Source organism: Pedobacter psychroterrae (genome assembly GCF_004331695.1).
Lineage (GTDB): Bacteria > Bacteroidota > Bacteroidia > Sphingobacteriales > Sphingobacteriaceae > Pedobacter > Pedobacter psychroterrae.
The window spans coordinates 80,853-95,985 of the sequence record NZ_SJSL01000007.1 but is presented as its reverse complement, the minus strand read 5'-3'; the positions used below and the strand labels follow the sequence as shown (position 1 = coordinate 95,985).

Here is a 15,133-nt window from a genome sequence, read left to right as displayed (position 1 = left end):
TCAATCTAATCAAATATTTTATGAAATTACTATTAACGCTCGCTTGCTCCGCGATTTGCCTAAGCAATATGGCAGAAGAAGGTGTCAAGGATCAACAAAATCAACCTTTCCTTACAGAATCAATTGCAGAGCGATCATATCTCCAAACTGACTCAACTGTAATTGAGTTTATCAGTGTGAATAAAATGCCGCCGTTCAAAGGCGGTATGTCGGCTTTTCAGAAAAAAGTCCAAAAGACTGTGGTATACCCAAAAGAAGCTAAGGCAACCGGTCATTATGGGAAAGTCTTTGTTACCTTCATCGTGGAACTAGATGGCAGTATTTCCAATGTTAAAGTATTAAGGAAACTAGGAAAAGGATGTGATGAAGCAGCTGTAGAGGCAATCAAAAAAATGTCCTTTGAAGGCCCTGCGATTTACAAAGATATACCTGTTCGTATGCGATATAATATGGCAGTAGGCTTTGGGGTTTAAGCCATGCAAATCTTTCCTACCCAATACTCTTTACTTTCTGCTGTCGCATTAAAAGATGAACTCGAAGAAAAATACGGGTTAAGCAACGCTATCTGCAAGCTCCTGATCCACAATGTAGGAGATACTTATTTGCTGGAAACTTTGAAGGCAAAATACATATTTAAGATCTACAGAGATTCGCACCGTAAGCTTGATGAGATCGAAGGCGAACTCGAACTTTTAAACGCCCTACACCGCGGTGGGGCGAGGGTTGCTATTCCCATTCAGGATCTTAAGGGAAATTTGATACAGGCTTTTAATGCTGCTGAGGGGACAAGACATGGTGTGCTTTTTACTTATGCAAATGGGCAGGTGATACAGGAGTTGAACGATGGCCAGCTTACTACATTAGGCCGTGAGGTTGCCATAATTCATGGGATCAGCGCTAAACTGGAACTTTCACATTCCAGAAAGGATTTTGATCTTAACTCCATGGTTTTTGAGCCACTTAAACAAATAAAACCTTCATTCAAAGGCCTGGAAGCAGAATATGAAGACCTGGTCTCAATGGCTGGACAGGTTACCGAAAAAATTGTCGCAATGGATCTTGATTCCTTTGCTAAGGGATATTGCCACTACGATCTGCTCCCCAAGAACTTTCATTTTGACCAACATGGAGCAGTAACATTTTTTGATTTTGACTTCGCCGGAAAGGGATACCTGGTAAATGACCTTGCATCATTTTATGCGCATTATTTCTTGTTGATTTTACATCAAAAGATCAGTCAGGAAGAGGCCGATCGTGCATTTGCTGTTTTCATAAAGGGCTACCGAAGTGTCCGGCCATTATCTGAGGCTGAGTTTGAGGCAATTCCCTATTTCGGCTTTTGCTGGTGGGTCTTTTATTTCGGTTTTCACTATGATAATTTCGATGACTGGTCCAACTTCTTTTTTGGCCCAAGGTTTATCAAAGAAAGGGTAGGCTGGATCAGGAAGTGGTTTGACTGGTACCTCGCGCCGATTTAGTTATAACTGGATCGATGTCACAACTTACGCCTATCTTCTTTTTCATAGTCAGAATTATATTCACCGGTAGTTTTAACTCCGTTGTTCAAGGTCAGATTGTACTTGATAGCGATACGTTTATCCCAGCTGCTCACTGAAAACGATCCGCCTGTTATTGGTACATCAACATCTCCAAGCTTAACAGTCCCAGAAAATTCATACTCCTGCCTTTCTGCTGGGCCTTTGGTACTATAATTATATGTCCCGTTAGTTAGACTTCCTTTACTAGGACTAGTAGCAGACAACCATACCAAAAGTGTCGACTTTGATAGTGTTTTATTACCTGTGAAAATATCGATCTCAAATTTTGACATACCCGCTACGGTCTCATTTGCTACTAAAATATAGGTTTTCCGATTGCCACCTTTCTTATAAACTAAAGGTTCGGGAGTGATGCCATTGGGATATTCAAAATTGACCTGGGCAGTAATAGTAGTGCTGGGCTTTCCTAATTCAAGACTAAAACTAGCGGATTTAGAACCATCAGCAGTCGCAGTAGTTGTTGTTTTAATTTGTGCTGTAACAGAAAAACCAGTAATTAGTGCGATGATTATGGTGAGAACTTTCATAAGGTTGTGATCGGTTACTTAAAGGTAACGATTTTTTTGGTTGTAAGTCATTTTTATGGAGATCAATGTTTTTCAGAATAGTAATTTAACATTTAAGGATGGTTTTTTAAGCAAATGACAATAGGATAATGCCTAAATTAGCATTTAATTTATTAGATTATGGTAATCAATTTCACTGCTGTAACGCGTTGCATGCTGACGATACTGCTTGTAAGCTCTAGTGTATGGTGCGATGCGCAAACTGACGCGCTGAAACAGCATGGTGCTTTACATATTGAGAATGGTAAAATGCTTGATCGCCATGGTCTGCCACCCCAATTGCGTGGAATCAGTCTGTCCTGGAGTGTATGGGGAGGAAAGAAATATTATAACCCGGACGTAGTTCGCTGGCTGAAGGCTGATTTTAACATCAATCTGATCCGTGTTTCTATGGCAGTCGAGCCTCGGGGCGGCTACCTTCAGCAACCTGAAGTACAGGAAAAAATGATAACCTCGGTAGTTGATGCGGCTATTGCAGCCGGTATTTATGTGCTGATCGATTGGCATGACCACCATGCCAATGTCAATCTCGAAGCATCAAAAGCTTTCTTCAGAAAAATGAGTAAAAGATATGCCGGTGTGCCCAATGTGATCTATGAGATTTGGAACGAACCGGAAAAGATCGATTGGAAGATTGTGAAGACCTATGCCGTAGAGGTGATTACAGAAATCCGGAAAAACGACCCGAAAAATGTGATAGTGGTAGGTTCACCAAGATGGGACCAGGATGTGGATATAGCGGCCAAAGATCCGGTTACGGGCTTTAAAAATATTGCCTATTCTTTTCATTTTTATGCATCTGATCCCAATCATCAGGAGAAGCTAATGGCCAAAGCAGATGCAGCTATTCAAGCAGGTCTGGCGTTATTTGTAACTGAATGGGGAGTAGGAGAGGCAAATGGTAACGGTGTATTTGACCTTGCGAAAACTACAGCCTGGTGGAACTGGATGGAGAAAAACAAATTGAGCTCAGCAAACTGGAATATCACAGATAAAAAGGAGACAACAGCGCTGCTGTTTCCTGGTGCCCGTGTAAAGGGCAACTGGACCCCGGAGCAACTGACCCCTGCGGGACTTTATATCCGTAAGCAGCTGCGTGTGTTCAATAAATAGTTCCAGTCCTTCCATAGCGTTCTTTTTCGTCTCAGCTTTACTCCTGAAAAAATTCTTAAATTAATTTTCGCTAACTAATTTATTAATTCTAACTTAACATACTGAGTTTATCTTTGTTGACCAAATGGAAGGTAAAATGGAGCATCGTTTGAAGGCTTATAAAAATCTCGCTGATGAAGCGTTGCTGGAATTGCTGAAATTTAGCGATCGAACTGCCTATGAGGAATTATATCACCGTTATTGGGCAATCCTGTTTCGGCATGCGAGGAAAATGCTTTCAAATGATGAAGAGGCAAAAGACTTGGTGCAAGACCTTTTTGTAATCCTGTGGAATAAGTCAGGGCATCTGGTCATCCAATCTACCTTCTCTGCTTACTTATATGGAATGGTCAGGTATAAGGTCTTTGATCTCATTGATAAACGTAAAGTTCAGGACCGGCATTTGCAGTCCCTGGAAAGCTTCATCCATCAGGGGGAATACACCACTGATGATACAATAAGGGAAAATGAGCTGAGCAAGATCATTGAGCGTGAAATCTCCATGCTGCCTGCAAAAATGCGTGAAGTATTTGAGCTCAGCCGCAAATCACATTTCAGCCATCAGCAAATCAGTACAGAGATGGATATTTCCCATCAAACAGTAAAAAAACAAATCTATAATGCGCTTAAGATTCTGCGCCCTAAACTTGGCGGAATATGTTTATTCCTGTTTTTTTGGATTCTCTAAAATAATTTTATAATTCTTCTACCACTTTCCTTCCGGTAAACCTACTCTACCATACAAGCCCGATATGCGGATAAGTTATGAGCAGAAAATCAGAAGCGTTAATTAAAAAATACCTCGACAATACCTGTACGCCGGAGGAACGTGCGCTGCTGGAGTCTTGGTACAATTCGGCAGCAGGCTCTGACGACAATGCGAACGACCTTATAGATTATGAACTGCTTGACCAGGAGATTTGGAAAGAACTGGAGAAATCGGGCAAACCGGTTAGAAAAAACCACTGGCCGTTGATTGCTGCTGCCGCGGCTTGTCTGCTGCTCTGCACCTTTTTTTATTATTCCGATCAGCAAACAGGTATGCAAAAGCCAGCCCAGGTTAGCACTAATAAGATCTTACCGGGGGGTAATAAAGCAGAGTTGATTTTAGAAGATGGTTCGGTTATGCCGCTTGCACAGGATCACACCGGGCTGCTGACTAAGCAAACCGGGGCTGTCATCACAGAACTTGGGGACGGCAGACTGAGCTATGCAGCTTCCGGCGCTGCAAACAACCAGGAAGTGAGGTTCAATACACTGAGAACCCCAAGAGGTGGACAATACCAGATTGAGCTGCCAGATGGGACCCGGGCTTGGCTGAACGCCGCATCCTTCCTTAAATTTCCAACAATGTTCAATGGAACGGAAAGAGTCGTAGAAGTGTCGGGAGAGGTTTACTTTGAAGTAGCAGTAAATAAACACAAACCCTTCAAGGTAGTCAGCTCAGGACAGACCATTGAAGTTTTGGGCACGCATTTCAACCTCAGCACCTATCCAGAAGAAGGAGTAACCAAAACTACGCTGTTTGAGGGTTCAGTTAAAGTTAGTTTCGGAAAAAGCACAGTGGTCATCAAACCCGGGGAACAATCGCTGTTCAACAACCATACTAAGGAAATCAGTGTAAAAAATACAGATCTTGAAGAGGCCCTGGCCTGGAGACATGGTTATTTCCAGTTCAACGATGAAGATGTAAAAAGTATCATGCGTAAACTCTCCCGCTGGTATGACATTGAAGTTGAGTATACGGAAGACTTTGTCAACCAGCGCTTCACAGGTTCAGTATCCAGGTTTGAGGAGGCGGCAAAAGTGCTGAAGATGCTGGAATATACCGGAACTGTACACTTTAAGGCCAAAGGAAGGAGGATAACTGTTATGCCATAACGCTACCAGCTATGCCTGCTTTCGGATAAAAAGAGCCAGGAGTGCTTCGAACCACCCCCGGCAGATGCTTTGAAAGCCTAAAATATTGCCATCATAACAAATTTAAACCAGACAAAACACAACAAATGTATGAATTTTCATGTACGAATCAATGACGCTTCACCCGGTACAATAACGCCAAACAAAAAAAAATGGATTATGCGCGCTAAATTAACCTTCGTTTTAGTAACGGTTTGTCTAATGCAGGTTACCGCGGCCGGCTTTGCTCAAAAGGTGACCTTGTCCCTCAAACGGGCTTCGCTCTCTCAGATTTTAACTGATATCAGAAAACAAACAGGATATCATTTCATATATAACATCAAGATGCTGGAAAAGGCCAGTCCGGTGGATATCCATGTAAAAAATCAGTCGGTTACAGAAGTATTGGAGCAATGCTTTAAAAATCAGCCATACACTTTCATAATCGAGGAAAAAACAGTAATTATCAAAGAAAAGAAAATAATAGTAGCAATCCAGTCTGAAATCCGGGGCAGGGTGACAGACACTATCGGCCGTTCCATACCTGGGGTCGTCATTACGGTCAAAGGCAGCACCATTGCCGTAACCACCGATGGAGAGGGAAAATATGTGATAAACGTACCCGCAGGAAATGAGGTACTGATATTTAAGTCCATTGGCTTTGAGACGAAAGAGATCCCGCTGGCGGGAAGAAGAATTGTGGATGTGATGCTCAAAGAATCTGTCTCGCAGCTTGAAGAGATGGTCGTGATCGGCTATGGCAGGGCTACCAAAAGGGACCTGGTAGGTTCTGTGGGTTCAGTAAACATGGATGACCTGAAAAAGGCACCGGTAAGGTCCTTTGAGGAGGCTTTAGCGGGCCGTGTTGCAGGTGTCCAGGTAACTTCGGTAGATGGGCAGCCTGGATCTAACATAAATATCATCATTAGAGGGGCTAACTCCATTACGGGTACCAATGCCCCGCTTTATGTAATTGACGGATTTCCCATTGAAAATCCCGACAATAACTCGATCAATCCGAATGATGTGGAATCGATTGAAGTCTTGAAGGATGCCGCAGCCACGGCAATTTACGGAGCCCGGGGCTCTAACGGAGTCATCATTGTGACCACCAAATCTGGTAAAGAGGGCACAGCGGTTGTTTCTTATGATGGAAATTACGGAAACCAGAGGGTCATTCAGCGAATTAGCGTATTTGACTCCTATGAGTTTGTCAGGTACCAGTCTGAAAGATTGGATCCAATCATGTACGATACCTTGTATTTCAATGATGAACGTCCAAACCTCGACGCGTACCGTAACGTACAAGCTGTAAACTGGCAGGACCGTATGTTTGAAGATTCACCGCAGCAAAGCCACAGTTTATCGATTAATGGCGGAACAAAAGGTACCAGATATGCATTTTCAGGCAACTTCTTAGATCAGCAGGGGATCATGGTCTCCTCTGGTTTCAACCGCTATCAGGGGCGCCTCCGTTTAACGCAAAAGGTAAGTGATAATTTTACGGTAAGCGGGAACGTAAATTACAGTGCTACCAAACAGTTCGGAGGTTCACCTATTCCGGGAGAAGGATCATTCTTGTCCGAAGCGCTGATGTATAGTGTGTGGGGATACAGGCCAGTAAACGGAAACCCGGGAATTGACGTAGGGGAGGAGGATATGGATCTTTCTATTGATATGATAAATGATCAGCGTTTCAATCCGCTAAAGAACTACGAAAATATGCTAAGGGATCGGTTGGGGAATGTGCTGACAGCTAATGGCTATGGAGAATACAAATTAAATGATTTTACCTTCAGGTTGTCCGGGGGCATCACCAGGGAGATGACAAAATTTAATTCATTTGATGGTTCAAATACCCGCGCCGGCAGTCCGATTACCCCTCAGGGGCAGGCAACCGGTGTCAGTGGTAGTGTATCGTTTTCGGAAGTAAACAATTATTTAAATGAGAATACCGTCACTTACAATAAGAAGTATGGAAAATATCACCAGCTAAATGCTGTGGCCGGATTTACCATTCAGGGCAGGACTTCCAGCGCTTTTGGGGCAACCGCCATCTTCGTTCCAAACGAACCACTTGGTGTATCCGGTTTGGATGAGGGGATTCCAAATAGCATTGCATCGAGGTCTACCTCATCCACACTTGCCTCTTTCTTAGGCAGGGTACAGTACAATTACGGATCGAAGTACCTGGCTACATTTTCCATGCGTTCGGATGGCTCATCCAAGTTCGCCCCTGGCCTTAAATGGGGTTATTTTCCTGCCGGAGGCTTAGCATGGCGCTTCAGCAAGGAAAAATTTATGAAGCCGCTGCAAAAAGTTATCTCAGATGCCAAACTAAAAGCTACCATAGGGGCAACAGGTAATAACCGGGTAAACGACCATGCCTGGAGGTCTACCCTCAACTTGTCTAATGGCGCCATTTATCCATTCGGCAATGGTATTTCCCGGGGGCTTATCCCTGTAGAGTTGGGTAACGATGAGCTGAAATGGGAAACTACTGTCCAAACAGATATCGGTTTAGAACTTTCTTTTTTTGACAGCCGGGCAAATCTTACGGTAGATGCGTACCGTAAGACTACCAATGATTTATTGTTGGATGCGCGTTTGCCACCAACGCTGGGATTTTCAAGCTCCTATAAAAATATCGGAAGGGTGAGGAATGATGGGTTGGAGTTTACTTTAGAAACCACGAACATCAGGACCAAAGCATTTTCATGGACCACCAGTTTCAATATTTCCTTCAATAAGAACAAGGTGCTTGAACTTGCAGAAAATGAGCAGGCGCTTGTGAGCCAGATCAACTGGGACACCAATTACAGAAACCTCGCAGGCTTTGTTGCCAAAATAGGAGAACCTATTGGGATGTTTTATGGTTTGATCTGGGAAGGCAATTACCAGGTAAACGATTTTAACCTGCTCCCTTCAGGAAAATATCTGCTAAAGGCAGATCAGCCATCAAACGGCGATGACCGCGAAGACATTCAGCCCGGGGACATCAAGTACCGTGACATGAATGGTGACGGAATTACCAATTCTGCCGACTATACCATTATTGGTGATCCCAACCCTGATTATATCGGTGGCTTCTCCAATAATTTCGCTTACAAAGGCTTCGATCTGAATGTATTCTTTCAATGGTCGGCTGGAAACGATGTGTTCAACGCAAACAGGCTGGTATTTGAAGGTCATGGTCGTGCGTCGCAAAATATGTTTGCTACTTATGCCGACAGGTGGACGCCGGAAAATCCGAGTAACAAATACTATAGAACAGGCGGTTGGGGGCCATATGCGTATTCCAGCCGGGTTATCGAAGATGGTTCATTCTTACGATTAAAAACAGTGTCATTAGGCTACCAGTTGCCGCAGAAATTTGTAAGATCATTAAGGATTAATTCATTAAGGGTCAATGCATCTGCTCAGAATTTGTTTACCTGGACCAAATATGAAGGATATGATCCTGAGGTTTCTGCGTATAATTCGGCATTAACCCCTGGATTCGACTGGTCTGTTTATCCCCGCGCCAGAACATTAACCCTTGGTCTTAATCTTACTTTTTAATATAAGTCATGAAAGCTAAATATTTACTACCCATCTTTATTATCCTGCTTACGGTAAGCTCCTGTAAAAAGTATCTGGCGGTAGATCCCACAGATTTTACTACGCCAGAGACATTTTTTGAGTCGCCAAAAGACCTGGATCAGGCCCTTACGGGGATATATAGCATCCTTAACAATACAGGCACCTATAGCAGAAACCTGGTATTTGACCTGGCCTTTGGTACAGACGAAGCATTTTATAAGCGGTCCACCGCTCAAGTAGATCCGATTGTGTATAATGCCGACGGCTCTAATTCTACCATTACCGCTACCTGGAGTTCCTTATATGAAGGAATTAACAATGCGAACTTATTGCTTGAAAATATAAACCGTCCCGTAATGGACGAGACAGAAAGAGGCAGGATAAGGGGAGAAGCTTTATTTTTACGGGCATTCCTTTATTTCCAGCTGGTACATCTATGGGGTGATGTACCCCTCATCTTAAAACCCACAAAATCCGGTATCTACGTAAAAAATGCGCGTACTCCGCAAACTAAGGTTTACGATCAGATCCTTGGCGATATGATCATTGCAGAAGGACTGGTAAATGCCGGTATTGGAAAAGATGGTTCTGGCAGGGTAACTAAGGCCGCTGTTTGGGGTATCCTTTCACGCGTTTGCCTTAAAATGGCGGGTGCTCCATTAAACGATGTCGCTAAGTTTGAGGATGCGAAAATGTGGGCAGACAAGGTGATCCAAAGCGGTGTACACAGCTTGAACCCCAATTATGCGCAGGTGTTCATCAACCTCACCCAGGATAAATATGATATTGCAGAGTGTATCTGGGAAGTAGAGATCGCCGGAAACGGAATCGGCAATCCACTACAAACAGGTGGCTGGTTTGCCAAGAAGTTATCTGTCCGCAATCAGTCTGGCCCATTATATGGTTATGCCGAAGTAGGTGCGACAGGAATATTGTACCGGAGATATGATGATCCGCATGATGTGCGCAGGGACAGGAATATCGCTACGTATTATTTCCCGGACATTAAAAGCGAGTCATTAAACGATACGCTCCCTCATCCTGCTACAGCTATATACATCAGGGATACAGGAAAATGGCGCATTCAGGAAGAAATATCGGGCAGCAGGAATTCGAATGCGGGTCCCACTAATTTTCCACTGTTGCGTTATGCTGATGTGCTGCTGATGTATGCAGAAGCAGAAAATGAAATAAACGGCCCAACGGCCGCCGCTTTTACAGCACTTAATCAGGTAAGGGCCAGGGCCAAAGCCAGAGATTTTACCCCTTCAGATGCTTCAGATAAAGATAGTTTTAGAAGAATTATCCAGGATGAACGGTCGAGAGAACTTTGTTATGAAGCAACCCGTAAATTCGATTTGATCAGATGGGGAATATTTATTGGAGTAATGAAGGATGTGGAAAATGATATTTTATCAAATGCACCCACCAATCTTCAATATGGCGCAACAGGATACACCAATGTAAAGGCGCGTAATCTGCTGCTTCCCATTCCAACTATAGAATTGAACTTAAATAGTTTAATGAGACAAAACCCAGGCTATTAACAGATTGTATATGAACACAAAATATCTAACAGGAAAATTAATGGTGCTGGTGGCATTGTTAATGATCAGTTGTAAGAAAGACAACATAGAAACACCCGAATTTAATGCCACCGTCAATACACCAACCGCCAAAGTGGGTGACACGGTGGTTTTCAATATGGAAGGCAATCCCGATTTCATTTCGTTTTACTCAGGTGAATACGGAAATGACTATGCCTACATTGGCGGGAGAACTTTGGATATCAAATCCTTTAGTCTTGCCTTTCAGACACGTGTAAGGAACGGCAACCAGCCAAATCAGTTCAGCGTTCATGTATCGAACGATTTCAATGGGAAGTTCGATATTGAATCGGTCAGGGCGGGGGATTTTAAAGACATCACCCAGCTGGTTACCTTATCCACGGTAAATACGGTGTGGACCTCTTCAGGAGAAGTAGACCTTACGCCGCTCGTAACAGATAAAGCAAAGCCCCTTTATGTAGGGTTTCGTTACATCACGAAGCCCCAGACAGCTGCAAGCGGCCCGAACGGAACACAGAGAAATTGGGATGTGAGAGAGTTGGAGCTGAAAACATTAACGGATATAGGTCAGACTACCGCAATTGATCAGCTATCCGGAGCCTGGACTTTGGTAGAAAGTGGTGCAGTTTTGGAAGCAGGGCGAAATACGGTTAATGTAAACAGCGGATTGGTTACCCTTCGTGGCAACGCCACGACAGAGGGAAAATTGGTAGAGACCGAGGCCTGGGCCATCAGTAAAGCTGTTGATTTAAATACAGTAATATTAGGGCCTGATAAAAGTGTTCCAATTAAATCTATTTCTGAGACATTAGTGCCGGTTTACAGTCATGTATACACCAAGCCAGGGAAATATAAGGCTGTATTCGCTACGTCCAACCATCGGATCGACGGAAAGAAGACGGCTGTAAAGGAAATCGAAATCACTATAGAACCATGAGCGTATTCAATACCGTTAAAAATTTATCTTTTACTGTACTCTGCCTGATAAATCTGAGCGCTTTTGCACAGTCTTTCATTCCGGCAGGCAGCATCGTTTATCCCTTCAGGGCATCACCTGCTATTGTAAAAACAGGCACCCAGTTTCACATCCTGTACAACAATAAAGGGCAATACCCAATAGACTCGGTGGTTCTGAAAGGGCCCTATAGCCAGGTCAGGCTCAAAGTAGATTCTATCTCAAAAGGAAGGTTCGAGTATGACTCTTACACCAGAATGTACACCAACAATAAAATATGGGTAGCCGTTCCGGCTGGTCGCCCGGAGGACATGTATGACCTGGTGGTGTACACTGCGGGAACGGTGGAGGTGTCGCGCCGTTCCGTGAAGCTGCTCAGGGAATTCTCTGCCAAACATAGTTTCATACACATCACCGATACGCATGTTTCCCGCAATTGGGTCGGGCCGGCAGACGATGGTTTTGCTGAAGAACTCCAACTTCTGGATCGCTTTATCACCGTTGCCAATATCATTTCACCCGATCTGGTTGTTGTTACCGGGGACCTGATACATGACTATACCCGCTTCAATAAAGATGCGCGCGGATGGGGAGGCGATACCATTAAAGGATACACCAAACTGCCTACAATAGAAGAAAAATACAGGAACTATTTTGAAGGCGCCAAAGGATACCGCGGTGTTCAGTACATCAACGCCCCGGTGTTTTCTGTTCCCGGCAACCATGATTTTTACGGGATGAAGGAAGATGATCACCCCGCCAAAGCTGCCCAATGGAATGTCCTGTGCGGTATCCGGGTATCCGGACTTGCCTACGCAGGCACCCGGTTTATGTTTATCGACGACTACCTGGGAGACCCGGTAAATGACATACCCAATAAAAAGCCGATGTCCGGACTGCAGGGAAAAGCACTGCATAACTTTCTAAACACCTATGGAAAAGGACAGCTCCGGATCATGGCCCAGCACCGGCATGATAGAGCTGATACCGCATTCATCAATCAGCAGAAAGTTGGACTGATTGTCAACGGCCACATCCACACACCGCATGCAGACACCTTGGGAAGGACTCCGACCATTCGGATCCGTCCGGGCGTGGTGGCAAGAAGCGGTGAAAACCACCGATGGGAAAAAATCCTCGGACTTTTCCGGATCATCCGCATTGATGGCGAAAAATTTGAATACAGTGAACCGCTCCGTTTTTGCTCGAACCCTATTGAAACCTATGATAAGATCAAACTAAACCTAACACTAAACTTTAAAGCAGGTAATACCGGTACCGCCGTTAGCAATGAAGCGATTATAGATAACAAACTGTCGGCATTACTACCCTCTTGCAGGGTTCGCTTTGTTATGAAAAAAGGCGTATATACGGTGACTGGTGGTCTGGTGCATCAGCAGTTTGATAGCGGCGCCTATTCCATTGTGGACGTTAAAGCAGATGTTCAAGCCAATGCCATTAAAAAAGTAAGCATTCAATTAAAATAATGATGAAATTCCGAATTACACTGATGGGTCTTTTAGTCCTAATCATTAGCAGCGTCGCAGGACAGGAAAAGATCGATCCAAATTTTGAGCTCTATATCCTCATCGGGCAATCGAATATGGCAGGAAGAGGGGTGATTACCCCAGAAGAGCAACTTGCGGGGAATCCCAGAGTTTTTATGCTGGACAAGGATTACCACTGGATACTTGCCAAACATCCTTTACATTTTGATAAGCCTAAGGCTGCTGGTGTAGGACCCGGACTAGCCTTTGGAGTAGCGATGGCTGAGGCCAACCCTAATGTTACAATCGGATTAGTTCCATGCGCGGTAGGGGGTACCTCCATCGAGCTTTGGCAGCCGGGTGCATATGATAAGGCCACAAAGACACATCCCTATGATGATGCCCTGACAAGGATCAAAGAGGCCATGAAATCCGGAACGGTTAAAGGCATCCTCTGGCATCAGGGCGAAGGGAACAGCTCCGTACAGAAATCAAAAACTTATTTAATGCAACTGGACACGCTCGTCAGCAGGGTTAGAAAAGAAGTTGGTGATCCGAATGTGCCCTTCGTCGTTGGAGAATTGGGCAGGTACAGGCCGCAGTACGCATTGATCAATACGGAACTGGCAAAAGTACCCGGTCTTATTCCGGTCACCGGACTTGTCAGTTCAGAAGGTTTGGTTCACAAGGGTGACAGCACCCATCTTGATGCAACTTCAGCAAACAGCTTAGGCCGTCGGTTTGCCGAAAAAATGATTGAAATGCAACATCCTCATAAATAACGCATGCAAACTTCCCGTATAAAAAAAATATCGCTATTTATATCATTACTCAACTTTTCGGTAGTATTATCTGGCTATGCCCAGGTAGTGCTGCCGGATATCATTTCCAGTCACATGGTCTTGAAGCAGAAAAGTGCTGTGCCGCTTTGGGGAATGGAGCAGCCGGGCCGGAAAATTTCCATCTTAACCGGATGGGATAAAAAGAATTATCAAACAGTTGCCGATGCCGGCGGAAATTGGAAAGTGATGGTAAATACACCGGCAGCCGGAGGACCTTATGACCTCACGATCATTGGAAAAGATAGTGTAAAACTGACAGATGTATTGCTTGGTGAAGTTTGGATTAGCTCCGGGCAATCAAATATGGCCTTTCGATTGCGCCAGGATTCCCAGTGGAATACTACGCAGTTGCAAGTAGATCATCCTCAAATCCGGTTATTTAAACCTAAAAGGGCGATCTCCCGGAAAGAAATGCATAGTTATTCAGCTAAGGAAAGCAAATGGGAAATTTCCACAGCGGAAAGTTTGGGAGAATTCTCGGCAATGACCTATTATTTCGCAGTAGAATTGCAGAAAAAACTAAAAGTTCCTGTAGGTATCATCAATGTGTCCTGGGGCGGAGTAAGCATCGAGAGCTGGTTGCCGGGCTCTACGCTTTCCGAAGATCCTGTTTTACAAAACAGTGTTGCCAGATGGAAGCAATGGACGGCGGCTTACGAAGCTGATAGTATCAAGTACACAAAGGCAGTGCAGGAGTATGCAAAAACAAAGAAAGGAAGCAAGCCTAAAGTGCCACAAAGTATGTACATGATGAGACGTCCGCACCGGCAGCATGGCGTTTTATACAATGGTATGACAGCCACTGTGACGCCATTTGCATTGTCAGGAATGCTTTGGTACCAGGGAACCAGCAGTGTGGCATGGGCTGAAGAATATGAACTGCAGTTGACCGCATTGATTACCTCCTGGCGGGGCGCGTTTGATCAGCCAAACCTCCCAGTGATTGTTGGCCAGCTTACGGCATTTACCTATGAGGATGAAGCAAAAGCCTACCAGCTTCGAGATGCACAGCTTCGCCAAAGCCTGTTGAATAATGTGTATGTGGTATGCAACATGGATCTGGGGAATCTGGACGATGTGCATCCGACCAATAAGCAACCCTATGGCCTGCGATTTGCCGGAATGGCCCTGAACCAGGTTTATGGGAAGAAAAACATAGCCGCATTTTGTCCCGCTTTTAAATATATAAAGGCACGGGGCAATCGGTTTTTCATCGGCTTTGATCACGCGAAAGGTCTGCATATAAAGGATGGGCCAATGGAGGAGGTTTATATTGCAGGTGCAGATGGCAAATTCGTACAGGCCGAGGCGAAAATAGTAAAGTCTGAACTAGAGGTATTCCATCCTTCCATCAGCCAGCCGAAACATGTCCGGTATCTATACCGGAATACCATCCAGGTACAGTTGTATAATGGTGATAATTTACCTGCTTTCCCGTTTTCTGTGAACTATAAAAAGTAATTAAATTCATATGACCGGTCTGCATTTTAACATATTCGGCGTAGGGGTATCTAGATTTTTTT

Annotated in this window: 12 protein-coding genes; 11 read left to right on the top strand and 1 reads right to left on the bottom strand. The window is 44.3% G+C overall.

Going from position 1 to position 15,133, the window contains the following annotated elements; translation table 11 throughout:
- The first annotated feature begins 20 nt into the window (after positions 1–20).
- Positions 21–473, top strand: a complete 453-nt coding sequence (locus EZ437_RS18645) for an energy transducer TonB (RefSeq protein ID WP_131597586.1) — start codon at positions 21–23, stop codon at positions 471–473.
- Between the two features lie 3 nt (positions 474–476).
- Positions 477–1,478 carry a phosphotransferase enzyme family protein gene (locus EZ437_RS18640; RefSeq protein WP_131597585.1) on the top strand — a complete coding sequence of 334 codons (1,002 nt, stop codon included), beginning with the start codon at positions 477–479 and terminating at the stop codon, positions 1,476–1,478.
- 17 nt (positions 1,479–1,495) lie between these two features.
- Here the strand turns inward: EZ437_RS18640 and EZ437_RS18635 are convergent, their stop codons facing one another.
- Positions 1,496–2,086: a hypothetical protein gene (locus tag EZ437_RS18635; protein WP_131597584.1), complete on the bottom strand. Its 591-nt coding sequence runs from the start codon at positions 2,084–2,086 to the stop codon at positions 1,496–1,498.
- A 159-nt stretch (positions 2,087–2,245) separates the two neighbouring features.
- On the opposite strand from EZ437_RS18635, the gene EZ437_RS18630 reads away from it, so the two are divergent.
- The 9 genes from EZ437_RS18630 to EZ437_RS18590 all read left to right on the top strand — a co-directional run bounded on the left by EZ437_RS18630 (position 2,246) and on the right by EZ437_RS18590 (position 15,071).
- A complete protein-coding gene (locus tag EZ437_RS18630; protein WP_131597583.1) occupies positions 2,246–3,238 on the top strand; it encodes a glycoside hydrolase family 5 protein in 993 nt (330 codons plus the stop codon).
- A gap of 124 nt (positions 3,239–3,362) precedes the next feature.
- Positions 3,363–3,965, top strand: a complete 603-nt coding sequence (locus EZ437_RS18625) for an RNA polymerase sigma factor (RefSeq protein WP_225869623.1) — start codon at positions 3,363–3,365, stop codon at positions 3,963–3,965.
- Between the two features lie 77 nt (positions 3,966–4,042).
- Positions 4,043–5,158 (top strand): FecR family protein, encoded by a 1,116-nt coding sequence (locus EZ437_RS18620; protein WP_131597582.1) that lies wholly within the window; start codon positions 4,043–4,045, stop codon positions 5,156–5,158.
- Between the two features lie 198 nt (positions 5,159–5,356).
- Positions 5,357–8,737 carry a TonB-dependent receptor gene (locus EZ437_RS18615; protein WP_225869622.1) on the top strand — a complete coding sequence of 1,127 codons (3,381 nt, stop codon included), beginning with the start codon at positions 5,357–5,359 and terminating at the stop codon, positions 8,735–8,737.
- Positions 8,738–8,745: 8 nt separating this feature from the next.
- On the top strand, positions 8,746–10,305 hold the full coding sequence (locus EZ437_RS18610; RefSeq protein WP_131597580.1) for a RagB/SusD family nutrient uptake outer membrane protein: 1,560 nt from the start codon (positions 8,746–8,748) through the stop codon (positions 10,303–10,305).
- Positions 10,306–10,315: 10 nt separating this feature from the next.
- Positions 10,316–11,263 carry a DUF5017 domain-containing protein gene (locus EZ437_RS18605; RefSeq protein ID WP_131597579.1) on the top strand — a complete coding sequence of 316 codons (948 nt, stop codon included), beginning with the start codon at positions 10,316–10,318 and terminating at the stop codon, positions 11,261–11,263.
- Entirely contained in the window at positions 11,260–12,768 is a 1,509-nt protein-coding gene (locus tag EZ437_RS18600) for a metallophosphoesterase family protein (protein ID WP_131597578.1), read from the top strand. The genes EZ437_RS18605 and EZ437_RS18600 overlap by 4 nt, the downstream gene beginning before the upstream one ends.
- Positions 12,768–13,550, top strand: a complete 783-nt coding sequence (locus tag EZ437_RS18595) for a sialate O-acetylesterase (RefSeq protein ID WP_205942752.1) — start codon at positions 12,768–12,770, stop codon at positions 13,548–13,550. Before EZ437_RS18600 ends, EZ437_RS18595 begins: the two co-directional genes overlap by 1 nt.
- Before the next feature lie 3 nt (positions 13,551–13,553).
- Positions 13,554–15,071 (top strand): sialate O-acetylesterase, encoded by a 1,518-nt coding sequence (locus EZ437_RS18590; RefSeq protein ID WP_131597577.1) that lies wholly within the window; start codon positions 13,554–13,556, stop codon positions 15,069–15,071.
- The last annotated feature ends 62 nt before the right edge of the window (positions 15,072–15,133 follow it).